Here is a 23,144-nt window from a genome sequence, read left to right as displayed (position 1 = left end):
TGTCTGGGATCAGACGGGGGTGACGTTCTCCGCCTGAGGACCCTTCGGGCCCTGCGTGACGTCGAAGCTCACCTGCTGGTTCTCCTCGAGGGAGCGGAACCCGCTGGCGTTGATCGCGGAGTAGTGGACGAAGACGTCGGGGCCGCCGCCTTCCTGGGCGATGAAGCCAAAGCCCTTTTCGGCGTTGAACCACTTCACGGTTCCGGTAGCCATAAGCCCTCCTTGGGCTCAAAAGGGTCGCCCTGCTCCAGAACCTGCAAGTGTGAAAACAAACTAAGTGCCGCACAACTGCATATGTCTGAAAACGACGAGAGCCCGCGGTTACATGCTCCGCAGGCTCTGTACTGCAAGGGAAACCAAACTGCAACTTGCGGCGAGCCTAGCATGTGGGCAGCCGAAAGCAACAGAGGCCAAGATCACGTCACCCGGACGTTTGAATGACCCCGAAGGCGCGTTGACCGTACGGGCGGTCGAGGTGCCGAGGGCGGGGGCGGTCCCAGCACGGTACCCCATGGGGTCTAGTCTCGCGATGTGGACAATTCTCGCACCCGGCCGCGCGTCGGCCACATCCAGTTCCTGAACTGCCTGCCCCTCTACTGGGGGCTCGCGAGAACCGGCACCCTCCTCGACTTCGAGCTGACCAAGGACACCCCTGAGAAGCTCAGCGAGCAGCTGGTGCGCGGCGACCTCGACATCGGGCCCATCACCCTCGTCGAGTTCCTGCGCAACGCCGACGACCTGGTCGCCTTCCCGGACATCGCCGTCGGCTGCGACGGCCCGGTGATGTCCTGTGTGATCGTCTCGCAGGCGCCGCTGGACCAGCTGGACGGCCGCCGGGTCGCCCTCGGCTCCACCTCGCGCACCTCGGTCCGCCTCGCCCAGCTGCTGCTCTCCGACCGCTACGGCGTGCAGCCCGACTACTACACCTGCCCGCCGGACCTCAGCCTGATGATGCAGGAGGCGGACGCGGCGGTGCTCATCGGCGACGCCGCCCTGCGCGCCAACCTGCTGGACGGCCCCCGTTACGGCCTCCAGGTCCACGACCTCGGCGCACTGTGGAAGGAGTGGACGGGCCTGCCGTTCGTCTTCGCGGTGTGGGCGGCGCGCCGGGACTACCTGGCGCGCGAACCGCACATCACCCGCGAGGTGCACAGCGCCTTCCTCGACTCCCGCAACCTCTCCCTGGAGGAGGTCACCAAGGTCGCCGAACAGGCCGCCCGCTGGGAGGCCTTCGACGAGGCGACCCTCGCCCAGTACTTCACCACCCTCGACTTCAGCTTCGGCGCGGCGCAGCTGGCGGCGGTGGCGGAGTTCGCCCGCCGGGTGGGCCCGACGACCGGGTTCGCGCCGGATGTGAAGGTCGACCTGCTGACGCCGTGACAGCGCCCCGTAGGGGCGCGGGGAACTGCGCGACCAGCCCCCACCGGCGCGCGGCAAAGGAACCGCCCAACCCGCGGAGCGAATAGGCTGCTGCTGAACTCTCTGGGGGTGAGGGCGCATGCAGCCGCTCGCGGGCGACGAACCTACCGCCATCGGGCCGTACCGGCTTCTCGGCCGGCTCGGCTCTGGCGGCATGGGCCGCGTCTATCTCGGCCGTTCGGCCGGCGGCCGCTCCGTCGCCGTGAAGATCGTGCATCCGCACTTCGCGCTGGACGAGGAGTTCCGCGCCCGCTTCCGCCGTGAGGTGGCGGCCGCTCGGCGGGTCGGCGGTGCCTGGACGGCCCCCGTCCTGGACGCCGACCCGGACGCGCCCGTGCCCTGGGTCGCCACCGCCTACGCGGCCGGTCCCTCCCTGACGGCCGCCGTGACCGACGGCGGCCCGCTGCCCGCGCACACCGTGCGGGCGTTGGGCGCGGGGCTTGCCGAGGCGCTGGTGGCGGTGCACGAACTGGGTCTTGTGCACCGGGACGTGAAGCCGTCGAACGTGCTGCTGACCCTGGACGGCCCGCTGCTCATCGACTTCGGCATCGCCCGGGCCACGGACGGCACCGCCTCGCTCACGTCGTCGGGGGTGTCGATCGGCTCGCCCGGATACATGTCCCCGGAGCAGATCCTCGGCAAGGGCGCCACGGGCGCCGCGGACGTCTTCTCCCTCGGCGCGGTGCTGGCCTACGCGGCGAACGGGGAACCCCCGTTCCCGGGCGACTCCTCGGCCGCCCTGCTCTACAAGGTCGTCCACGAGGAACCCGAACTCGGCGTGCTGAGCGGCGACCTGCGGGAGGTGGCCGAGGCGTGTCTCACGAAGGAGGCGGGGCGGCGGCCCGGCCCGGCGGAGGTGGCTCGGCGGCTGGCTCCGGAGGGGGCCGCGCGGCTGGTGGCGGGCGGGTGGCTGCCGGGGACGCTGGTGGAGCGGGTGAGCCGGAGTGCCGTTGAGGTGCTGAACCTGGAGGTGGCGGAGGCCGCGGGGGTGGGGGCGCAGTCCGGGCCGGTGGAGTTCGGCACCCCGTCCGTGGGCGGGGAGTTCGGGCCGGCGCCGACGATTCCGCCCGCGGTGGGACCTGCGCCGACGGTGCCGCCCGCCGGCGTTCCGGATCTGCCGACGGTGCCGCCCGCCGGCGTATCGGATCTGCCGACGATGGCGCCCGCCGTCGTACCGGAGCCGCGGGACGCCGTGCCGTCGGCGCCCGGGAAGGTGTCCGTGAGCGTCGCCGCGACCGCCGTACCGGGAGAGAACGGGCGCGGGCGCCGGGTGAGCTGTACGGTCGCGCTCTCGGTGGCCGCGGCGCTGGCGGTGGTCACCGTCGGGGTGGGGTTCCTGGTGAAGCCGTTCCTCGGGTCCGACGGCGGCGCGGCGAGCAGTGACTCGGGAGCCGCCGCCAAGTCGCCCTCGGCGTCCGCGTCGTCCGCGTCCGGCGGCGGGGTGATCCCGGCCGCCTACCTCGGCACCTGGCAGGGCTCGGCCACCGCCCTGTCCGGCAACCTGCCCATCGGCACCTTCCGGGTCACCGTGGAACAGGCGGCGGTCGGCAAGGAGCTGGGCCGCCTGCGGCAGACCGACCAGCTGGGCGGGGTGTGCACGGACATCCTGACCCTGAGGTCGGTCACGGCCACCAGGCTCGTCGCCTCCTCGACGGGCGCCAAGGGCAACCACGAAGGCTGCGACCCCGCCACCAACACGGTCTACCTGACCCCGAGCCACGGCGAGCTGGTCTACACGTCGGACAGCTCGGCGGAGGGGAATCCGGTGGCGGTGATGTCGAAGACGGGGGACTGAGGGTCCCTGGGGGTCCCCCGTCGTACTACGACTACTGCGGGGTCGTCACCGTGACGTGCTCGCCGCTGCCCAGGTGCAGCATGCCCTTGCCGGGCTGGATCGGTCCGCCCACCATCGCGCGGGTGGTCCGGATGCCGATCAGCTCGCCGGAGCCGGACTCCTGCGGGGAGAGCAGGATGCCCCGGCGGGCCTTCTTGGCGTCGACCTGCCAGCCGGAGAAGCCGTCACAGATCTCGTCCTCGTCACCGGCGATGACGACGGCCAGCCCCTGCTCGGTGCCGCTCTCCACGATCCGCTTGAAGACGTCCCCGGCGTCGCAGTCGTCCAGCACCTCGGCGTCGTCGACCAGCACCACGATCGGCTCGGCGGGGGACGCTGACGCCAGCACCTCCGTCAGCTCGTCCTCGTCCACGTCCCGGCCGGTGAAGACCTTCAGCACGCCTTCCTGACCGTCGAGTTCGCGCAGCGGCGACTGCCGGGGCGCGGCGACGACGATCCGGACGCCGCCTGCGAGGTAGGAGCGGGCGAAGCCCAACAGGGTCGTGGAACGGCCCGACTTGGCGGGGCCGCCGATCACGAAGGCGGGCACGCCCTGCGCCAGGTCCGGTCCGAAGGCGGTGAGTTCGTCGCCGCCGACGCCGACCAGGGCCCACAGCGGAGAAGCCGCCGCAGCCGGGTCCCGCATCGCCCAGGCATCCTCGAAGGAGATCCGGCCGGGCAGTACGTCCACCCGGAACGGTCGCCGCGAGCGCGGCACCTGCGTGTCCCGGACGTCGGCCGCCTCGCCGATCGCGGCGATCGCGGCGGCCTGCCCCTGGCCGGTGGTGTCCGCGGAGAGCAGCGCGAACTGCGTCTCGGCGGCCGTCTCGCTGCGGAAGGCGCGGCCTGGCGGGATCTCCTCGGGAACCTTGCGGGAGTTGATGTCCAGCATCGAGAAGTCGGCGCGGTCGGCGAGCCGCAGACCGTACTTGTCCTCGGTGAGGGAGGAGATCCGCCCGGCCAGGATCTGCCGGTCGCCGGTGAGGACGAGATGGATGCCGACGCTCGCACCCTCCCGCATCATCGCCATGATCCGGTCGGTGAGGTCACCGTGGTTGATCTCGCCGAGGGTGGGCAGCCAGCCCTCCCAGCGGTCCAGGAGCAGCACGATGTGCGGCAGCCGCTCCGCCTCCGGCACGGCCGCCCGCTGCTCGCCGATGTCCGCGAACCCCCGGTCGGCAAGGAGCTCCTGACGCCTGCTCAGCTCCCCGGAGAGGCGGGCCATGAGCCGCTCGACCCGCTCGGTCTGGTTACGGCTGACGACGGCACCGCAGTGCGGCAGCCGGGTCAGCGCGTTCAGCGCGCCGTTGCCGCAGTCGATGCCGTACAGGTGCACGTCGGCACAGGAGTTGGTGCGGGCCAGCGAACCGGCGATGGTGCGCAGCACCTGGGACCGTCCGGTGCGCGGGGCACCGGCGATGATCAGATGCCCGAAGGTCGCGAAGTCGACGGCGACCGCGCGCCGGGCCTGGTCGGCGGGCAGGTCCTCGACACCGTACGCGGCGGCGGGCAGCGCGCCCTGCGCCTGCACGGCCGGCACGTCGTCGAGCAGCAGCATGTCGTCGAGGGCGGGCAGCCACGGCGAGTGCTGGGCCGGGATCCGCAGGGCGGTGTTGGCCTCGCGCACGGCGTCGACGAGCACCTTCAGGTCGGTGATCTCGTCGTCCTCCTTCGCCTCGGACTTCGGCTTGCGCAGCGCGGCCCGCCCGAGGTCCTGCCAGGACAGCGCCCCGGCCCAGGGCGCGAGCGTGGCCGGGTCCGCGGCCCCCGGCCGCCTGCCGCCGACGCGCCCGGACTGGAAGGGGACCAGCGAGGCATGCCCGAGCCGGACGTACGCCCGGCCCGGCGTGCTCTTCGCGATGTGCCCGGCGTCGGGCGCGTCGATGACGTCGGTCGACTCACCGGCGTCGGTCACGCGCAGCGCGATCCGGAGGTTGGTGTTGGCGCGGATCTCGGGGGACACGACACCGGAGGGCCGCTGCGTGGCGAGCAGCAGATGGATCCCGAGCGACCGCCCTCGCTGGGCGATGTTCACGAGTCCCGTGACGAAGTCGGGCAGATCACGCACCATCGACGCGAACTCGTCGATGACGATGAGCAGTCGCGGCACCGGCGCCCGCGACGGATCCCTCTTCACCAGGTCCTGGTAGTCCTCGATGTCCTTGGCGTCGGCGGCGGCGAGGATGTGCTCGCGCCGCTTCAGCTCCGCACCCAGCGACTCCAGGGCCCGCTCCACGAGGTGGGCGTCGAGGTCGGTGACCATGCCCACCGTGTGCGGCAGCTTCACGCAGTCCTTGAACGCCGAGCCGCCCTTGTAGTCGACGAGCACGAAGGTCATGTTCTCAGGGGTGTTGGCGACGGCCAGCGCGGCCACGATGGTCTGCAGCAGCTCGGACTTGCCGGAACCGGTGGTACCGGCGATGAGCCCGTGCGGCCCGTCCCGCCGCAGGTCGATGCCGAACGGGCCGTCGTACGACTCCCCGATGACGGCCATCGTCGACTGCCCGCCCATCCGCCACCGCGCGGCGATCGCGTCCCGCGACGGCGGCTCCAGCTGGAGCACGTCGAGCAGCCGGCTCGCGGCGGGCAGCGCGGAGTCCTCGCTCTCGCCGCTGATGTCCCGGAGCGGGGAGAGCGAGCGGGCGAGCCGGCCGCACCAGGCGGCGGAGACGAAGTCGGGCCGTACGGCGCGCTTGCGCAGCGCCCCGCTCTGCTCGACGCGCAGCCGCAACTCCAGGTCCTGCGGCTCCTGTTCCTCACCACCGCCGTACTGGGGATGCCAGGCCTGGAAGGACGGAAAGCCGCCGGCTGCCTGCTGCTGTGGCACGGGCGTCGCCTGGGCGGCGGTCTCCTTGGCGGCTCGCGGCTCGGCGACCACGACGCCCTGGCACTCCCCGGGAAGGAAACGCTCCTCCTCGTCGAGGCAGAGGGAGCGAATGGCGACGCCCGGCCCTTCCTTCAGGAGCCGTACGACACCGGGCATGGACCGCAGCCGCCGCGACCCGTCCCACACCACCACGATGTCCGGGTCGGAGAAGGCGGGCCCGTCGACCTTGCTGCGCCCGCCCTGCTGCAGGGCCTTCTGCCGGCCGTCGAGGAGCTGGGTGAGTTCGCCGACGCGGGCGCCGACGGTCTCGGAGTCGGTACCGATGAGGACGTTCACGTCCTGGCCGCCGCCCGGGCGGGCGTGCGGCAGCCAGCGCACCCAGTCCCAGCGGTCGCCGGCGTCGTTGTCGGTGAGGACGTAGAACTGCACGTCCATGGGGCTGTGCAGGACGGCGGTCTGGGCGACGGCCCAACGCCCCAGCGCATGTGCCGAATCCCCCGGCCCGGCGACCCCGATCACCCCGAGGTCGCGCAGCGACAGACCGACCGGGGCGTCCTCGATGTACCAGCGGACCTTGCGCTTGTGCTCGTCCTGCTCGGGATCGTCCAGCTCGACCTCGGAGGGCACGCGCCCGGTGCCGAACCTGATCAGCAGATGGTCGGCGTCGGTGCGCCGCCGCTCCCACAGCCGCGTCCGAGGCCCGGTGCCGTACGTCAGCACGGCCGCCGGATCCGGCACCGCCCCCCGCCGCTCGGATCTCTCCGCGACGAGCGCCTCCTGCGCCTCCTCCTCGATCCGCGCCTTGTGCTCCTTGTACTCCTTCAGCTGCTTGGCGTGTGACTTCCTGCCGTGCTTCTTGTCCATGAAGTAGTTGCCGAAGAGCATGAGCGGGCTCATCAGCGCCATGATCAGGTAGTACCAGCGCCCGAACATCATCACGGAGACGACGGCGCCGACGAGCGGCAGCAGCGCCATCAGCCAGGGCAGCGGCCGGGCTTCGTAGTCGCCGGGCGGGTTGGGCAGCGAGAAGTGCGTCTGCCGGTCGGCGGGGCGCAGCCGCGGGGGTCGGTTGTAGTCGAGCCCGGCACCGTCGTCGGACCACTTGAGGGCGGCGTTGGGCGGCGCGTACCCGGTGATCTCCAACAGGGTGTTACCGAGTGCGAGCTGGGAGTTGAGGGGCCAGTCCCCGCCTCCCTGGAACTCCTCCCCGTCCAACTGCACGTCGTCCATGTGGGTCTGCACTTTGCAGGTGCCGTCGATGGCGATGGTGAGGGTGGCGGCGCGGGCGGGCAGCTCGGGGTCCTCGACGCGGAGGTGGGAGGCGGCCCCGGTACCGATGTCGTACCGGCCGACTCCGAGCCGGTGCACGGCGCCGGCGGCGGGACCGCCGGCGACCCGGAACTCCACGACACCGGTGGGCTCGCCGAGCAGGCACCCGGCGGGGTCGTGAAGACTGACGACGACCCCGTCCCGCAGCGGCGAGCCGACGACGGTGGCGGCGGGGTCGAGGGCGTACCCGTCGACGTAGGCGTGCGGCCCGGAGGCCTGGAAAGGGGCGGCGCCCCTGGAGGCGCCGATGGGTATGACCTGGGCCCCTCCCTGGCTCTCGGGAAAACCCGCACCGACCTGCCGGGCCAACTCCCGGGCGACGTCACCGACCGTGGACTCGGGATCCGCGTCGAGCACGACGTCGGCGGTGGCACCGCCGACCGGGTCGACGACGGTCAGACTCAGGCGCACGTTCGTCCCCCAACACACCGAGAGCACCCAACACAGTGGAAGTGACCTTAGCCGCCCGCTCTTTCCCGGGTGCAACGGGATGTAGGGGGTTCACGATTCCGCCGCACAAGGACCGTGCGGTCGCACGCGTCACCCCCGTAGGATCTTTGCTCGTGCGGACGGCCATGTCATGGCCAAGGATCCGCGCGATCGGTGCCACGGGGGAAGGCCCTGAGGCCACACCAACGGGAGGGGGCCGTCATGGCCAGCAAAGACACGGATCTCACATATGCCGAGATGGAGAAGGTCGCCGGCGACCTGATCAAGGACATGCACGAGCTTGAGGACAAGATCAAGAACGTCGAGAAGCGCGTCTCCGCACTGGTGGAGAACGGCTTCACCACCCAGAAGGCCTCGGGAGCGTACGACGACTCCATGAAGGACTTCACGAAGGGCGCGACGAAGACGATCCAGGGCCTGCACGGGCTGTCCGACTTCCTGAAGAAGGCCAAGGAAGCGTACGAGCAGCTGGACGACTCGCTGGCGAAGCAGGCCAAGGGCTAGTAAAGTCCGAGGTCATCGAACGACCGGTGCGACGGAGCACGTGCTGTGTTCCGTCGCACCCGGCTGTCAGGCCTCGGTGGCTCCGGCCTCGCCCGGCTGCTGTTGGCGCGCCAGGTACGTGTGTAGTTCGCTGCGCCACTCGTCGGTCGTCAGCCTGAGCCATGAGCCGTCCTTGAACCGCAGGAGCAGCCTGTCGTTCTCGAACTCGGGGAGCGGGTCTGCGAGGACGGCCTCCCCGGCCGGAATCTCGGCGACGACCTGCGTGAGGGCATCCCGCCGGATGGACACGCGCTTGGGCGGAGCGGCCAGCAGGATGCGGTTCCCGGCAAGCGCGACCAGGCGTTGATGGTGGGAGGAATGGCTGTACCACTGCAGAAGGAAGCGGCCGGCCGCCCCGTTCCAGTCGCCGTCGAAGGTCTTGTCCAGACCGAGTTCGATGACGGCCGCGTCCCGCCGCTTCCTGTCGAGCTGCGCGGCGCGGTGGCGCTCTTGTTCTCCGGTGGTCGACAGCATGCGCTTGATGGCCTCCTCGGCCGCGCCGATGAGGCCCAGCAACTTCCCGATGTACAGCAGGGGGGTCCCCAGAGCGACACCGAGCATGCCGAGCGGCGGCATGGAGGCAGGGCGCAACGGTCCCGATCCTGTTGCCCGGTGGACCTCGGCGGGTGGTTCGGGGATCTTGCCGATCGTGCACCAGGCTGCTGCGTCGGGTGTGACGCCGAGTCGGTCCCGTATGGTGCGGTCGGTGCTCGTGGACAAAACCCGTCCCACCTTCCAAGTCGTTTGCCGAAGGAAGTCTCGCGGCATTGTCTCATGTTCATGATGGGGGATTTTTTCAATGGCCGACAGAATCAGGTACGACCTCGACATGATCAAGGGGTGCTCGCGCACCCTGGGCAAGCTCCACAACGAGTTTGATCAGCATGGGAATCCTGCGGATGGCTATGAGGACGAACTGGGGCACGGCGGCCTGAAGGACGCTTTCGACGAGTTCAGTACCACCTGGAAGAAGACGCGCAAGAAACTGTCGAAGGAACTCAAGAAGCTGGCGGACTACACCGGAGCTGCGGCGCAGAAGTACGAAGAGATAGACCACGAGTTGGCGAAGGCCATTGCCGAGAACACGGGGAGGGGCAAGAAGTGAGCAGGCGCTCCAGTGATTGGCCGCCGCTGTGGGACGGAGATCCCACTCCGGGTGATCCTGACGAAGTCGCCGCGCTTGGGCGGAAGTTGCGTCAGATGGCCGACACGATCGACGAACAGGCGCGCGTCATCAAGGCGCTGTCGTCGGTCGAGGGCTGGGACAGCGACGCCGGCCGTGCTTTCAACGAGATCGCCGACGGTGCCGGAGACCGACTCAAGAAGGCGTTCGAGCGGTACGACGAGGCGTCCAAGGCGGTGGGCACCAAGGTCGCCGAAGGCGAATCGAGTGAATTCGCCGGTGAGTTGCACCGAGCCCAGAGGAAGGCCGACAAGGCCTTGGCGGATTACCGTGAGGCCAAGTCCGATCACGACCTCGCCGACCGGGGGGTGAAGAAGTTCACGGACAAGTACCTCGTCAGTGAGATACCCGAGGCGGACAGACCCGAGTACGAGCGCTGGGAGAAGAAGCGCGACGAGGCGCTGCACCGTATCGGCCAGGCACGCAAGGAAGTAAAGGACGCCCGGGACATCTTCGACGACGCCGGGGACCGCGCGGCTCGCCGTATCAAGGACGTGGTCCACCACGATGCGGTGCGAGACCCGGGCGGATTCATGAACTGGCTCGCCGACTGGGCGGACATGTTCTCCAACATCTCCGCGATCCTGTCCGTTCTGGCGGTCGTCTGCGCGTTCATCCCGCCGCTGCAGTTCCTGGTGCCCGTCTTCGCCACCCTCGCAGTACTCTCCAGCGCGGCCGCGCTGGCCGGACATGCCTACGACATGTCGGTGCGCGGAGCGAAGGTCAACTGGCTGACGCTGGGGACCGACTTTCTCGGAGTCCTGCCCGGGCTCGGCGCCCTCAAGGGCTTCAAGGCCGTGAGTAAACTCAAGGGGCTGGCCAAACTCGGGGCTTTCGGCAAGGCCGGTACCTGGGGCGAGGCCAGCCTTCGCGGGCTCGACGGTATCGGTCACAACTTCCTCAACGGTATGAGCGTGGGCTTGACGAACAAGGTCCTCTCCCAGGGCCTCAAACTCGGACAGCGGCTCAACATCGCCGGTCTGCCGGAGAGGTTCGCGCCCATCGGCGGAAAGCAGATCACCGGGGTCATCAAGGGCAACGGCCTTGCGAGCGCGCTGCACCGGATGTTCAGCGGCGAGAACGGCGGGACCACGGGTTATCAGGAGCCGGAGCCCGCCAAGTCCACGCCGGCCCCTGTGCCGACGCCCTCGCCGTCGCCACAGCCCTCGCCGAAACCGTTCCATGCGGCTCTGGCCGCGTAGCCGCAGCGCCGTGACAGCGATGGACACCGCGCGAAAGGAGGGCGAACCAGGTGGATGACACGACCGACCTCGGCGAATGGGAGTTCGTCGGCCGCCGCGGCGCAGAGCCCGTGCGCGTGGTCCCCGCTGAGGTGATCTCCGCGATCCCCAGGGCCAGGACGGAAGCCGAGCGGCTTGGAGCGGAGCTCCGCTTCGACTTCCTGGACGACCGAGCGGTTCTCCGGATGCTTCGGCGTCGGCATCAGGACGAGGTCGCGATGTTCAACGCGGGGTTCAGAACAGGCGTTCCTCTGGCGTTCATCGGCTTCGGCGCGGCGGTGTACTGGGGCGGCGTGGTCCAGTTCTGGGAGTCGGCGGCGGCACGTCTCGCCTTTGCGGGCGCAGCCGTCGCTGTCGTACTGGCCCTGCTCGCCGTGTTCGTGCGCACTGCCGCGGTGCACTGGGGTGACCCCGTTCGTCAGAACCTGCGGGCCCGCGCCAAGGGATACCGCGAACTGACGCATCTCGCACGCAGGGAAGGGGCGGACATTCCGGCTCACTATCCGCACTACGGTCCTTACCCGTTCGCGGCCACCTTCCGCCCCGAAGCGGACCGAGCAGAGACCACCGATGGAGAAGGCCTGTCATGAGCGCCGTAACAGCAGAGGAGAACGTCCAGGGCTCGATCGGCGGCCCGGGCATCGACGTCCGCTGGATCATGCCGGAGGGGTTCTTCGAGATCCCGATGGACGCGGAGAGCCTGGACGAGACCGCCGAGCAACTCGTCGAGCTGGCCCGCGCCGTGATGCCGGAGGCCACCTTCGAGGTGCAACTGGAGTGGGCGGTCATGGTTGCCGCGCACTATGACTCGTTCGCCGAGGCCGGTATCCACTACTCCGGCTTCGTCATGACGGAGGTGGACGGAGCGCGGTGCACGGCGACGGTCACCGTCAGCATGATCGACCTGGACGAGAGGGCAGGCACCCGCCCCGTGGGGTTCCTGAGCTCGACGATGCGTCACCTCGGCATGGGGCAGGTCGGCGAGATCGAGCTGCCTTGCGGTCCGGCCGTGTCCTGCATCGGGACCCGGAAGGGCAGCCTGCCCGGCAGCCTTACCGCGTCCGGAGCCGACGAGCCGGTGGTGACCTCCTTCATCCAGGTCCAGATACCGCTCAGCAACGGAACGGTCCTGGTCCTGGAGATGGGCACCCCCACGCCCCAGGCCTGGGACGTCTTCTCGGCCATGTTCGCCGGCGTCGTGAAGAGCGTCCGCCTGTTCAACGAGTCGGGCAAGCCGATGGTGATGCCTGCATGACCACGGAGCCCGACGCGACGGAACCCCCCAAGGACTACCGGCTCCTGGTCCCCCGGGACTGGTTCCGTATCGATCTCACCCAGGAACGCTGGCGTGCCCAGCTGAAGACGTTCGTGGACCACCAGGCCGACGGAAAGAACGTGCCGGCCGAGGTCAAGCAGGAAACCTGGGCGATCCTGCGGAACACCGCCGAGGCCGGGGTCAGGGCCGGTGGGCTGGAGTTCTTCCTGAGGCCGGAGCTGGAAGGAGGCGGCATCCTGCCAGCTTCGCTCATCGTCTCCTTGATTCCCCGGCCCGGGGGACTGACTCCCCGGGACCTCCGGGAGTTGCTCGAAGCGAAGCAACGGCAGAACGCATCCGTCGCAGACGTCTCGACCGTCGTCCTTCCCGCGGGAGAAACCGTGCGAGTCGTCGGCCCCACGACTCTGGACCTGTACGTCCGGATGCCCGGAGGCGTCGGCTACCTCGCGCTCGCGTTCGCGGTGCCGCTCGGCGGAGTCACGGGTCCCATGCGCAACCTGTGCGAGTCGATCGCGGAGTCCCTACGGTGGATCGTGTGAGGGCCGCCGGTTCGGGCGCCTCCTGATCGGGCCCCCGAGCTGCTCATGGGCCTGGGGCACGAGGCCGCAGCCCGGGGCGATCCAACTGCACAGTGAGCGTGAGCCGTTGCCGAAGACAATTCTGGGCGGATGGGGTGCCTAGCAGTGTGACTTGTGTCCTGATCGTGCTTGAACGGACGGCGACCCGGACGAATTTCTGTGCAGTTTCCGGGCCGCTGTGAGGTGAGTTCCGTTTTGCTGGTGCTGTGCCTTGCATCTCGGCCACGCGCACGGCGGATCCGCTGAGGTGCACGGCACCGAGTATCCGACAGTGCCGCGCGTGCCGGCGTCAGGACCAGGTCCACGCCTGGTTGCTGTTGCCGGCGCAGCTCCATGCCTGGATCCGCTGGCCGTCCTGGCCGGACGTGGCGGCGTCCGCGTCCAGACAGAAGCCGTCCGGAGGACTGACCAGGGCCTGGCCCTCGTTCGAGCCCGAATCGCCGAGCCTCCACCGTTGCGCGGGCAGCCCGTTGCAGACCCTGCCGTGGACTCCGTGGCCGTTCTGGCCGGAGCCGGCGGTGTCGGCGTCCAGGCAGAGGCGGCTGCCCCGGTTGACGACGATGTACTGCCCGTTCCGCCCGGGAACGGCGTACAGCGCCCACTTCTGCTTGGCGACGTCCGCGCACTCCCAGACCCGGACGTCCGCGCTGTCCGCACCGGCACCGAGGCATCTGGGGGTCGGGGTGCCGTTGACGGTCTCGGTCACGGTGACCGCGCCTGACCGCACCGGACCGCGCGGGCTGTAAAGGAGCCTCTTGGTCTCCGGGCCGGCCTTGCCGTCGACGTCGGTTCCCGTCTCGGTCTGGAAGGCCTTGACGGCAGCGAGGGTCGCGGCGTCGAAGTTCCCGTTGATCGGGACGTACAGGCCGTGGGCGTTGAGCAGGTTCTGCAGGAGCGTGACGCATGCGGCCGAGGCTCCGGCGGTGATCTCGTCGGCGCAGGGTGCGGACCGCAGGTCCGAGACCGAGATGTTCTGCGGAGACGTCTTCGTCGCGCCGGTGGCGGTCGGCTCCCCGCTCGTCGAGGTTGTCGCGGAAGGGGAGCCCGACCCGGAGTCCGACGCGGACGGGGTGCCGGGGGTCGAGGCCGGACCGTCGGTCTCGGGGTGGGCGGACGGCGGCACGGAACCGGCCGACGCGGGGTTGTCGCGCGCCGACAGCAGCGCCAAGGTGACACCACCGGCGACCAGGACGGCTGCCGCCGCCACCGCTCCCACCAGCGTCTTCGAGCGCTTGCGACGGATCGTGGGCGTGTCGGGCGAGGTGGCCGGGCCGGCGAGCGCAAGGGGCGGCGACGACGACGGCGCGGCGGCGAACGCGTCGGCCGCCGGTCTCGCCCTCCGTGCCGCCCGAGCCGGTCGGGGCGGTGCGGGGACCGGTGCCGAGAGCTGGTGCCCGATGGCAATCCGGAACACCTCGTCCGGTGCGGGCCGGGACTCGGGATCCTTGGCCAGACAGGCGCGCACGAACGCGCCCAGTTGCGGATCCGCGGCCGTCACCTTGTCGAGGACCTCCTCCCGAGGCGGGTCGAAGGCGACCCGGTGCAGGACGTCGACCCCCGTGCCCTCACCGAACGGCGGTGTCCCCGAGACGGCGTACGCCAGGGTGGACGCCAGCGAGAAGACATCGGACGCGGCCGTCACCTCCTGTCCCCGGACCTGTTCCGGGGACATGAAGGCGGGCGTGCCCACGTTCTGGCCGGTGGCGGTGATCGAGGTGCCGTCGGAGGCCTGAACGACCCCGAAGTCGATGACCCTGGCTCCGTCGGCCGCCAGGATCACATTGGACGGCTTGAGGTCACGGTGGACGATGCCCTGCCGCCACACCGCCTCGACCGCCCGCGCCAGATCCGCCACCAGCCGCCAGGCGGCCTCCACGTCCATCGGCCCGCGCGCGTCGACGGCCTCGGCGAGAGTGGGCCCCGGTATGTACTCGGTCGCCACCCACAGCAGCTCCCCGTCGGTGCCGCTGCCCAACAGCCGTGCGGTGTGCGCTCCTTGGACCCGGCCCAGTGCGCTGACCTCACGTTCGAAGCGCTTACGGAAGAGCGGATCCTCCGCGTACTCGGGCCGCACCACCTTGACGGCGGCCTGTCCCGCACCTCCACCGGCGTTCCGGCCCAGATAGACCCGGCCCATCCCGCCGCTGCCCAGCACCGAGGTCAGGACGTACGGGCCGACCCGCGGGGGATCGTTCTTCCGCAACGGGACCGGAGAGGGAGGTTCCATACCGGCCGCCGCGTAGGCCATCACGTCGGACCTGCTGCGGTAGTGGTCAGGCATGGGAATCCAGGTGTCTCGCGTGCCGCATGAGACCGCGAGAGTAGCGCAACAACCCTTCATTAAAGACGAGTTGCCCCCGTTCCTGCCCTCGTGGTCAGGGGGTGATCCCGCGGTGCCCGGCGCAGCCACCGGCGGTATGACTCCGCCTGGGCTCCCGCCACTTTCGCGGCCAGGTAGTCAGGTGGTCGGTTCACCCTGCGCGTCGACCTTGTGGACGCGCAGGGTGAGGCGGGAGCGGCGGTGGGCAGGGTGGGGGAGTTGGAGTGCGTCGGTCAGCGGCGGACGGTGGGAGCCGGTTCGGCGGTGTGGGTGGTCGTGACCTGTGCGCTCCTTGGAGGCGTCACGCTTACGCCCGTAGTCGGTTCTCCGCGTTCCGTGTTGCCCGCCCGTGGGCGCCTTCGCCGTCCTCCTCGTAGCCCGCTGTGACCATGCGCATGCCCCGGGACTCGGCGACGCGCAGAGCGTCGGTAAGGCACTCGGCGAGGCGGATGCCGGCGTAGCGGACTTCGGTGTACGGCGACATCGGGTCGTCCAGCACCTGGCGGGCGTGGGTAAGGACGTCGGTGCCGGTGGCGAGTTGGGCGGCCTCCATGTCGTCGGCGAGGCGGGAGAGGTAGCTGCCGTTGTTGTCGGTGACCAGGTAGCAGGGCTTGCCCTCGGGGGTGGGCCAGGGGAGGAGGCGGGCGGAGGCTGGGGCGTGCACGTTGCTGCTTGCCTGTTCCATCAGGCAGCCACCTCCGGCGTGCCGATCACGTGCTGGTCGAGGTCGATCCCGAAGTCGGCAGCGAGTACGAGGGCGAGGCGGCGGCGCTGCTGGAGGGCGGCTTCGCGTTCGTGGGCTGTGAGGTAGGGACGGACGAGGGCGGAGTCGGTGCCGTCGAGGAAGGTGGCAAGGCCGTACGGCGACCGGTGGCCGGGGAGGCGCGGGGGCTCGGCGGCGAGGGGGCAGCGTACGAGGGTGACGTGCAGGTGAGGGAAGGGCAGACGGTGAGGGTGACGACGCCGTTTCCCGGTACCGAGGGCGAAGAGGAGACGCAGCCATTCGAGGGCGCGGGGGATAAGGTCGTGCATGTCGGCGCTCCTGGTAAGCGTTGGCCATGCCCCGGGAGGTCTAGCCACCTCGCCGGGGTCCTGTCATTTCGACCATACCGGTAACTGCGTCCCCCCGCACCCCTCAGATGTACTCCGCGTCCTACTGCGGTGGGACGCGTTCTGCTCCTGCGAAGTGCGTAGGGCTGCGGCACGGTTGAGCTATGACCGAGCTTCCGCGCTATGAGTACGTGAAACTCGCCGACGCCATCGCGGCGGACATCGCTTCCGGGAAGCTGCCGCAGGGGGCTGCGCTGCCCGGCGAGCGCGCCATGACGGATCTGTACCGCGTGAGTATCGGTACCGTGCGCCGCGCCATCGTGGAACTCCGAAAACGAGGGCTGGTCGCGACGTTGCCCGCGAAGGGGACGTACGTCATCGGGATGCCGGAGTCAGACGGTGACGCACGGAATGGGGACGGGTCGAACGCCTGAATGGGCTGGGCATTGCGTTGCGCGGTCCCTGCAGTCCTGTTGGCTACTCGGCAGCAGCAGCCCGCGACCCGCCCCGCCCCGCTTCTCTCTGGGGACAGTTCCCCAGGTCGACTCGAACGAGCCGGCTCGGTCTCGCCCTCACTGGCATCGATACAGGTCACGCGGGTTCGGAAGCTTTGGTGTGGATCCGGGGAGGTGGGCCAAGCGCTGATGGAGAAGTTCAACGCGCTTCGGTCAGACGGATGCCTCGCTGAATGGCCCGTCGGCGTCCAGTTCGTCGGCTGAAACGGGGAACGAGACGTTCTGGAGGATGGCCGTCGTCATGTCGCAGAACTCGCCCCAGTACTCCATCGCCGCGGTGTCGACGGTGAATACCGCCGTGAACGGCCCTGTAGGGAAGGGAACGTGGATCTGAATCTGCCCGGTGAGTAGCCTGGCCTGTTCACCGCTCGCCGTTGTGTCCGCGCTGAGCGTGAGTTCACGCAGTGTGATGCGTGAGACTGCCGGACCGCACGGCAGATTGAGCCAGCGGGCGTCGTTCATGGGGTCGGAGGAAAGTATTGCCAGGATGCCCTGAGCGGCGGTCTCCGGGTCTGTGTGGTCGGAGGCGTATGCGGCGACAGTGAAAGAACAGTGGGCCACACCGCCGGTATCCAGAGCGAAGAGGCCGAAGCCTGAGAACGCGAGTCCTGCGCTCGCCATCGCCTCCGTGACCAGTTGCTAGAAGGGCGCCGCCGACTGCCAGAGCGTGTCGTCCCTGCCGGGAAAGAGACCGCGCACGAACTCCATGGCCGCTGCGGGCCGCTGTCCGACGGAAGTGTCTACAGGGAGAGCGTGGATGCCATCGGGGCTACGAACGTCATCGGCGGGATGATCTGTGCGTCCCGTGTGGCATTTAGCTGGACCGCTTCGGTCACTTCGCGGGGTCCTTCGGCAGTACGTCCGCACCGGACGGGGAGAGATACCGGGTGAGGGTCTGATCGGTACCGTTGGACAGGGGAACACGCAATTCGACAGCCACGATGCCGTCGGGGAGCATCTCCAGCGTCGGTGGTTCCGTGACCGGCAGGACTCTGCCGACCGAGCGGGCGACTGACAGCGGAGGATCCGTCAGCAACTCCGCGACGCGCTGCTGTTGCTGAGGGGTGAGGGCGTCCTCCGTCACCGATTTCCGTTCTCCGCGGAAACGGGCTGCCAGTTTGGTGGCGTCGCCAACCTTCCAACGAGTCCACGACCCGTCGGTGAACCGCACTCTGACATCGGACCCGTTCTGGGGATACGCCAGGCGCGCGATCGCGGCTACGGAACCCCTGGGCGCCTGCCACAGTTCGTCGGCAGGCGCCAGCCCGGCCGCTGCGTCCACTCCCAGGATGAGCAGCCGTAGATCGGTCAGTACGAGTTCCGTGCGGTACCTCTTCGGCTGACGGGCCGGGTCGAGCTGCCAGGGGACAGTACGGGCCGTGGTCCCCTCGGCTGCCCACATCACAGGAAAGTCGTCCACCTCGTTCTCAGGATCCTGAGACTTTCCCGGACTGCCCGGCTCACCGACGAGTTGGCCGCTGGGTGCGGCGATGTTCCCGATGATGTTGATCAGGCGGGGGATACCCAGCAACGCGACGTCCAGGGCACGAACGCCCGCCCGGTCCGCTTTGCCCCGCGGATTGAAACCGGGGCCGGGAGGCCAGCCTGCAAGCTCCGCTTCGATGTCGTGCCATTCGGTGTTGCGGAACGAACGTAGGCCGGCCACTGGGGGTGCCAGTCCGGTGGCGAAGGTGACGTTCGTCCGCATGAGCAGGCTCTCACCCTGAGGCGGATACCAGTCCACAGCTCGGGTCCTCTCAGTGTGCGGCAGCGGATTCCCCGTTGGCCGTCGGCGACCTCGTCGAGGCCGTGGGCACGGAGGCCCCCCTTATCCTCCCTGCTCTCGCGAGCCTTGGCTCGGCCCCTGGCGTGCCCCGGCTTCGGGGCTGGCAGCCGCTCCGCGGCGTCCTGGAGTACCGAGAAGAGGGCGGAGGAGAAGCATCAGCCGTGTGAAGAGCCTGGCCTGGATATTGCCGATCCTGCACGGGCGGCGGACTCGGCGGGGCACCGAGGCGGCTGTTTATGAGTCTGGCCAGGCTCTTCCTGCTCATTTCAGGTGATGATTCCGTTCAGCGGTTCACAGCCTGGGCTTCCTGCACCTTGACGTCTTGTGTGGTTCCGAAGGTGCCGGTCGGCAACCCGCCGCCCGCGTTCCCCGTTCCCGACCAGTTGATCTGCCAGGTGATGGTCGCCTTCAGCTGGTAGCTGCCATTGCCGGACGAGCGCAGGTATTTGATGCCGCAGGGCGGAGTCTGACCGGCCTTGCCCTTGGCGTACGGCTCACCGATCGACTTGTCGGCGTTCAGGGTGCACACGCCGGAAGCCGGATAGGTCTCTGCATCGCTGGTACCCGGCTCGAGTTTCAGGGAGACGGGCTTGGCCGTGGTCGTCGCCTGGATGTTGAGGCCGCCGACATTGAGCGACGCGGTGACCGAGACCTCCTTGAACTCGGCCTTGTTCAGCCAGGCCCACGTGGCCAGGTTGACCTTGGTGACATTTGTCGGCGCGAGAGTCACCTCGGTGCCGGGCAGCTGAATCGCACCGTAAGCGGCCTCGGCGAGCATCTTCGGGGTGACGGCCTGCGGGACCCCGGGGTCGTCGTTGTTCGCCACCCAGAAGGGGAGGTCGCTGCATTCCCAGCTGGCCGGGTCGTCCATGCGGTCGGGGTTCTGGACCGCGACCCACCAGTTCCCCTCGTCGGCCTTGTCCTCGTTGTAGTTCTTGTACTTGCCGTCCTTGTAGATGTCACGGAACTGACCGACCGCGGCCTTGGCATAGTTGGCCTGGCCCGGAGTGTTGATCGTGTCCGTGTACATCGTCTCGACGTAGTCCTTGAACTCCGCCGCCGAGCGGGGTTCGTACCAGCACGCGGGCGGGGTCCAGTTGGTGACGGGCTGCACGGCGGTACCGCTGCCACTCGAGCGCACCGAACCGGAATAGGTCACCCTGGAAACGAGTGTGCCGGCGTTGGAGCTGCCGCTCTGCTTGGTGCTGCCCTGAGAGCCTTCGCTCGGCGGCCAGGTCGCGGACGCCGTTCCCGAGACGGTGAGAACAAGAACTCCTGAGAGCAACCACGCCACGGCGAATCGGCTGCTGGATGTCACGGCGTGCACGACTTACTACCCCTCTGTGAAGTGAGCTTTGTCGTCTGCCATACGCCTTGCTTGTTCTTTTCGAGACGAGTCGTGTAGAGGACATATGAGTCGTCGTTCACTGCCGTCTTGATGACCTTGCCTGACTTGCGGACCTTTGCGAAGGCCTTGCTCTGGTCCTCGCAGTACACGACTCCCGCCGACGCCGAGTCGAACACGTCGATCTTGGCGTTGTAGTAGCGGTTCACGCCGGTGATCGAGTAACCGTCTTTCGCGATGGACTCGACCCAGTCCTTCGCGTCCGCCAGTGCGCCGCCGCTGTAGTAGAAGCTGAGTGCCGACAGTTCGGGATCGCCTTGCGCGATGGCGTAGTTGGTCGCGTCGACCCGCCGGGCCACGTCGCCGAGGACCGCGTCCTTGGTCGTGTCGCCGGTCTTCCAGCTTTCGAAGGTGTCGGTCAGGTCGCTCGGCAGCGTCACCTTCGGCCTGTCGGCCGCTGCGCTCGCAGTCGGCGAAGCCGACGCCTTCGTACCGCCGTTGTCGGCCCCGGCAATCTTGTCGTTGCCTTGTGAACCCCCGCCTCCGCCGCCGCAAGCCGTCAGAAGCAGGGCTGCGGAGGCGGCGAGCGCGGCAGCGGCGGGCAATGTGCGGCGCTTCACTGTGGACTCCCCGTGAGAATGAAGTTCGTCAAGGACACAGACGCTATCGGCGGGGTTCACGGTTTCGCCAGCGCGAACCTGTGAGACATGAGGGAAAACACGGCTCAAGGTGTACCAACCACCCACCTCTGTGTCCGGACTGTGTCCTCGTGTGCGGGGTGGTGAAGGCGGAGCCCAAGGCGGCGAACGGGGTGGGGCGGGTCGGGCTTGCGTGTGTCTGGAACGGAACCACCGGGAGGGAAGTGCGAACTCCTCCCGTTTTTGCCCCGATTGCCTTCGCGTTCTGCCGTATTTTTGCCGTCTGTCTGCTTGTCACGTGCGGTTTTTACGCCTCCCTTGCCCTGTGTCCCTGTCCTGCCCTTCTTTCCCGGTCGTAGGATCTTTTGCTCGTGCGGATGGTCCGAGCACGCAGTAACGGGGGCGGAATGAGTGACTTGTCGGCTGATTACGCGGTGCTGAACCGTGTGCGGCACAACCTCGATCACATAGCGGGGCTCATGAAGAGGCCCGGTCGTGAGATGGCACAGGTGAGCGGGGAGTCCATGGGGGTGCCCGAGCTGGCCCAGCGGATGGACCACTTCGGGGACGAGTGGTCGTACGGAATCAAGCAGTTGACCAAGTTCTCGGAGAAGGCATCCAAGATGCTGCTCAATGTGAAGGAGTCCTTCGAGAAGCTGGACCACGAACTCGCCGAGACGAGCAAGGGGCGGGGCGCGAAGTAGGCATGGCTGAGGCGAGGCTTGAAGACTTTCCGGCGTTGGGGTTCGTGCCCTGCCCGGGTGACCACGCAGTGGCGGACGACGTCGCGGGGACGGTCCGCAGGACGGCGAAGGCGCTCGACGAGATCTGCCAGGTGCTGCACGGCACCGGTGTCGGGGATTGGAAGGGGAAGGCTGCCGAGGCGTTCCGGGAGAAGTTCGATGACGACTTCCGGCCACGTATGGACGACGCCCGTGATTCGTTCGCCAAGGCCGCAGGTGCCCTGGAGGACTGGGCGGCGTACATGGAACGCAAGCAGAAGGACGCTGTGAGACTGGAGGCCCGGGCAGCGGAGGCCGCCGGGCAGTTGGGCAGTGCCAAGGACAAGGTGAGCCGTCTCGACAACGCGGGTGGCGGGTCGGCCGACGCCAAGGACGAAAAGGACCACAAGGCGCAGGTCCGGAACGCCAAGAGCGCCGTGAGTGCCAAGGAAGCGGAACTGGAGGAGCTGCGCCGTCAGGGGCACCGGACGTCCGGCGACTACCACGCATACGGCAAGGAGATCGCGGGCCGACTGAAGTCCGCCATGGACATCGCCCCGAACGAGCCCGGTATCTGGGACAAGCTGGGTAATGCGCTCGAAGGGCTGGGCAAGGCTCTCGCCGATCTGCCGGGGGAGGTCGGAAAGCTGCTCTCCGACCTCGGGGACTGGATCAAGGCCCATGCCGACTGGATCACGGTGGCAGCCTCTGTGGTCGGCGTGATCGCGATCTTCTGCCCGGCGCTGGCTCCGCTGGCCATCGGGTTGAGCGCTCTCGCCTTCTTCGCGCACGCGGCGTCCTACGGTGTGGATGGACTCTGGCCGCCGACGGGCGGAAACATCGGCAACTGGCTCACGTTGGGCGGTGACGCGCTGGGCATGGTGCCGGGTGTCGGCGCTGCCAAGTCGGGCATCACGGCCGGTCTCAAGGCGGGACGAGGCGCGGAGGGTCTGGTCGCCGGCACCCGTGTGGGTCTCAAGACGGCCGGCGTCACCGCCAAGAACATCATGAAGGCCGCCGATCCCGTCGCTGCCGTGATTGACAGGCCGGTCATGGCCGTGGCCACGAAGCTCGGCGTCTCCCGCGGTACCGCCCTGACCGTCACGGAGGGGGTGCAGGCCGCCGCCACTCTCGCCTGGACCGCGCCGACCGCCGTCAACGCCTACCAGACGACACCCGGGCGGTACGACGCAGCCACCTGGGGCACCGGCGTGGGCAACGCCACCATGGGAACCGGCGGTGGCAAGTTCGGCGGACTCGTGGCCGTCGGAAGTGCCATCGGGCTGGGCGCCTGGGAGCTGACGGACTGATGAGCGGTTACGAAGAGGTGGCGACGGCCGGCGTGGTGACCGGTGGCCTGCCGGATGACGAGGCCGGGCCCGACCTGTGGTTCCAACTTCCGCCGGGCTTCACTCCGTTCCAGCTCGACGAGGATCCCGAGTCGCGCATGCTGCGGATGGCCGAGGCCACCGATGTCATGTTCGGCGTCACCGCGACGGCGGAGCAGAAGCTCAGTCTGATCGTGTCGGGTGAATACATCCTCCAGACCATGATTGCAGCGGACGCCGAGCACGTGTCGAGCTGCCTGGTACGCATGCCCGACGGGGAGTTGTCCCAGGCGACCCTGTGCGTCCTCGTCGAGAGGCCGGCGGCGGGTCCGCAGCACCAGGACCGGCAGAGCTCGGCGAAGCGGACGGCCGTGCAGTGGCGCGACCTCTATCCGGATGCCGAGGTCGGGCTCGTGATGCTGCCGTACGGCATGACCGCCCTCTGCATACACGACCAGGCGATCCTCATTCCCGGGGCCGTCTTCGGACTGGGTGACCCCGTTCCCGCGACGGTTCGCCAGGTGCAGTTCTGTGTGCCGTTGCAGACCAGGCCGGGGTCCGCTCTCTTCGTCTTCACCACGCAGGACACCCACCCAGTCCACTGGGCGGCGTACCTCGACATGTTCAGCGGCATCATGAGGTCGCTTTCGGCGGACGAGCCGCAGGGCGAGCGCCGGCCAGGCGATCGGGATCCGGGGGCCGAAGGAACGGAGAGGCAGACATGAACGGTGGCGACAGCGGGATCGACGAAGCTCGCGGG

Annotated in this window: 22 protein-coding genes; 12 read left to right on the top strand and 10 right to left on the bottom strand. The window is 68.8% G+C overall.

All coding sequences use genetic code 11. The annotated features are described in order from the left end of the window. Positions 1–9: 9 nt before the first annotated feature. A complete protein-coding gene (locus ACFWPS_RS16855) occupies positions 10–213 on the bottom strand; it encodes a cold-shock protein (protein ID WP_003992177.1) in 204 nt (67 codons plus the stop codon). Positions 214–531: 318 nt separating this feature from the next. Here ACFWPS_RS16855 and ACFWPS_RS16850 point away from each other — a divergent pair, with 318 nt between their 5' ends. Then, positions 532–1,380, top strand: a complete 849-nt coding sequence (locus ACFWPS_RS16850) for a menaquinone biosynthetic enzyme MqnA/MqnD family protein (protein ID WP_383705662.1) — start codon at positions 532–534, stop codon at positions 1,378–1,380. 118 nt (positions 1,381–1,498) lie between these two features. Beyond that, positions 1,499–3,214, top strand: coding sequence for a protein kinase (locus ACFWPS_RS16845; protein WP_383705660.1), 1,716 nt, complete (start codon positions 1,499–1,501; stop codon positions 3,212–3,214). Positions 3,215–3,245: 31 nt separating this feature from the next. Here the strand turns inward: ACFWPS_RS16845 and ACFWPS_RS16840 are convergent, their stop codons facing one another. Next, a complete protein-coding gene (locus ACFWPS_RS16840) occupies positions 3,246–7,820 on the bottom strand; it encodes an FtsK/SpoIIIE domain-containing protein (protein ID WP_383705656.1) in 4,575 nt (1,524 codons plus the stop codon). Positions 7,821–8,060: 240 nt separating this feature from the next. Between ACFWPS_RS16840 and ACFWPS_RS16835 the strand changes: the two genes are divergently transcribed. Further along, positions 8,061–8,363, top strand: coding sequence for a WXG100 family type VII secretion target (locus tag ACFWPS_RS16835; protein ID WP_351708727.1), 303 nt, complete (start codon positions 8,061–8,063; stop codon positions 8,361–8,363). Between the two features lie 66 nt (positions 8,364–8,429). Here the strand turns inward: ACFWPS_RS16835 and ACFWPS_RS16830 are convergent, their stop codons facing one another. Continuing rightward, the gene (locus ACFWPS_RS16830; RefSeq protein ID WP_383705654.1) at positions 8,430–9,122 is read right to left on the bottom strand and encodes a hypothetical protein; all 693 of its coding nucleotides are present in this window, start codon (positions 9,120–9,122) and stop codon (positions 8,430–8,432) included. Positions 9,123–9,201: 79 nt separating this feature from the next. On the opposite strand from ACFWPS_RS16830, the gene ACFWPS_RS16825 reads away from it, so the two are divergent. The 5 genes from ACFWPS_RS16825 to ACFWPS_RS16805 are packed head-to-tail and all read left to right on the top strand — an operon-like array spanning position 9,202 to position 12,641. Continuing rightward, positions 9,202–9,507, top strand: coding sequence for a hypothetical protein (locus tag ACFWPS_RS16825; RefSeq protein WP_383705652.1), 306 nt, complete (start codon positions 9,202–9,204; stop codon positions 9,505–9,507). Further along, on the top strand, positions 9,504–10,787 hold the full coding sequence (locus tag ACFWPS_RS16820; protein ID WP_383705650.1) for a putative T7SS-secreted protein: 1,284 nt from the start codon (positions 9,504–9,506) through the stop codon (positions 10,785–10,787). Before ACFWPS_RS16825 ends, ACFWPS_RS16820 begins: the two co-directional genes overlap by 4 nt. 50 nt (positions 10,788–10,837) lie before the next feature. After that, positions 10,838–11,416, top strand: coding sequence for a hypothetical protein (locus tag ACFWPS_RS16815; protein WP_383705647.1), 579 nt, complete (start codon positions 10,838–10,840; stop codon positions 11,414–11,416). Next, positions 11,413–12,081 (top strand): hypothetical protein, encoded by a 669-nt coding sequence (locus ACFWPS_RS16810; protein ID WP_383705645.1) that lies wholly within the window; start codon positions 11,413–11,415, stop codon positions 12,079–12,081. Before ACFWPS_RS16815 ends, ACFWPS_RS16810 begins: the two co-directional genes overlap by 4 nt. Further along, positions 12,078–12,641: a hypothetical protein gene (locus ACFWPS_RS16805; RefSeq protein WP_383705643.1), complete on the top strand. Its 564-nt coding sequence runs from the start codon at positions 12,078–12,080 to the stop codon at positions 12,639–12,641. The genes ACFWPS_RS16810 and ACFWPS_RS16805 overlap by 4 nt, the downstream gene beginning before the upstream one ends. A 328-nt stretch (positions 12,642–12,969) precedes the next feature. Here the strand turns inward: ACFWPS_RS16805 and ACFWPS_RS16800 are convergent, their stop codons facing one another. The 3 genes from ACFWPS_RS16800 to ACFWPS_RS16790 all read right to left on the bottom strand — a co-directional run bounded on the left by ACFWPS_RS16800 (position 12,970) and on the right by ACFWPS_RS16790 (position 16,032). Next, entirely contained in the window at positions 12,970–14,961 is a 1,992-nt protein-coding gene (locus ACFWPS_RS16800; RefSeq protein WP_383705641.1) for a protein kinase, read from the bottom strand. Positions 14,962–15,307: 346 nt separating this feature from the next. Next, the gene (locus ACFWPS_RS16795) at positions 15,308–15,685 is read right to left on the bottom strand and encodes a hypothetical protein (RefSeq protein WP_383705639.1); all 378 of its coding nucleotides are present in this window, start codon (positions 15,683–15,685) and stop codon (positions 15,308–15,310) included. Beyond that, positions 15,685–16,032 carry a hypothetical protein gene (locus ACFWPS_RS16790; RefSeq protein ID WP_383705636.1) on the bottom strand — a complete coding sequence of 116 codons (348 nt, stop codon included), beginning with the start codon at positions 16,030–16,032 and terminating at the stop codon, positions 15,685–15,687. The genes ACFWPS_RS16795 and ACFWPS_RS16790 overlap by 1 nt, the downstream gene beginning before the upstream one ends. A gap of 182 nt (positions 16,033–16,214) precedes the next feature. On the opposite strand from ACFWPS_RS16790, the gene ACFWPS_RS16785 reads away from it, so the two are divergent. Further along, the gene (locus ACFWPS_RS16785) at positions 16,215–16,484 is read left to right on the top strand and encodes a GntR family transcriptional regulator (protein ID WP_383705632.1); all 270 of its coding nucleotides are present in this window, start codon (positions 16,215–16,217) and stop codon (positions 16,482–16,484) included. Positions 16,485–16,718: 234 nt separating this feature from the next. On the opposite strand, the gene ACFWPS_RS16780 is transcribed toward ACFWPS_RS16785, so the two are convergent. From ACFWPS_RS16780 to ACFWPS_RS16765, 4 genes are all read right to left on the bottom strand, one after another. Next, positions 16,719–17,186: a hypothetical protein gene (locus ACFWPS_RS16780; protein ID WP_383705629.1), complete on the bottom strand. Its 468-nt coding sequence runs from the start codon at positions 17,184–17,186 to the stop codon at positions 16,719–16,721. Between the two features lie 211 nt (positions 17,187–17,397). Beyond that, positions 17,398–18,273: a hypothetical protein gene (locus ACFWPS_RS16775; RefSeq protein WP_383705627.1), complete on the bottom strand. Its 876-nt coding sequence runs from the start codon at positions 18,271–18,273 to the stop codon at positions 17,398–17,400. A gap of 361 nt (positions 18,274–18,634) precedes the next feature. Further along, positions 18,635–19,492, bottom strand: coding sequence for a hypothetical protein (locus ACFWPS_RS16770; RefSeq protein ID WP_383705625.1), 858 nt, complete (start codon positions 19,490–19,492; stop codon positions 18,635–18,637). A 173-nt stretch (positions 19,493–19,665) separates the two neighbouring features. Beyond that, complete coding sequence (locus tag ACFWPS_RS16765; RefSeq protein WP_383705623.1) at positions 19,666–20,316, bottom strand: hypothetical protein; 651 nt, start codon at positions 20,314–20,316, stop codon at positions 19,666–19,668. A 497-nt stretch (positions 20,317–20,813) separates the two neighbouring features. Between ACFWPS_RS16765 and ACFWPS_RS16760 the strand changes: the two genes are divergently transcribed. The 3 genes from ACFWPS_RS16760 (at position 20,814) to ACFWPS_RS16750 (ending at position 23,109) form a co-directional block, all read left to right on the top strand. After that, positions 20,814–21,038, top strand: a complete 225-nt coding sequence (locus ACFWPS_RS16760; RefSeq protein WP_383705621.1) for a hypothetical protein — start codon at positions 20,814–20,816, stop codon at positions 21,036–21,038. A 68-nt stretch (positions 21,039–21,106) separates the two neighbouring features. Continuing rightward, positions 21,107–22,366, top strand: coding sequence for a putative T7SS-secreted protein (locus ACFWPS_RS16755; RefSeq protein ID WP_383705618.1), 1,260 nt, complete (start codon positions 21,107–21,109; stop codon positions 22,364–22,366). Then, positions 22,366–23,109: a hypothetical protein gene (locus ACFWPS_RS16750; protein WP_383705616.1), complete on the top strand. Its 744-nt coding sequence runs from the start codon at positions 22,366–22,368 to the stop codon at positions 23,107–23,109. The genes ACFWPS_RS16755 and ACFWPS_RS16750 overlap by 1 nt, the downstream gene beginning before the upstream one ends. Positions 23,110–23,144 lie beyond the last annotated feature (35 nt).

The sequence above is a fragment of the Streptomyces sp. NPDC058457 genome (genome assembly GCF_042720695.1).
Taxonomy (GTDB): domain Bacteria; phylum Actinomycetota; class Actinomycetes; order Streptomycetales; family Streptomycetaceae; genus Streptomyces.
The sequence above is the reverse complement of the archived record's forward strand: the minus strand, read 5'-3'. Positions and strand labels throughout refer to the sequence as shown.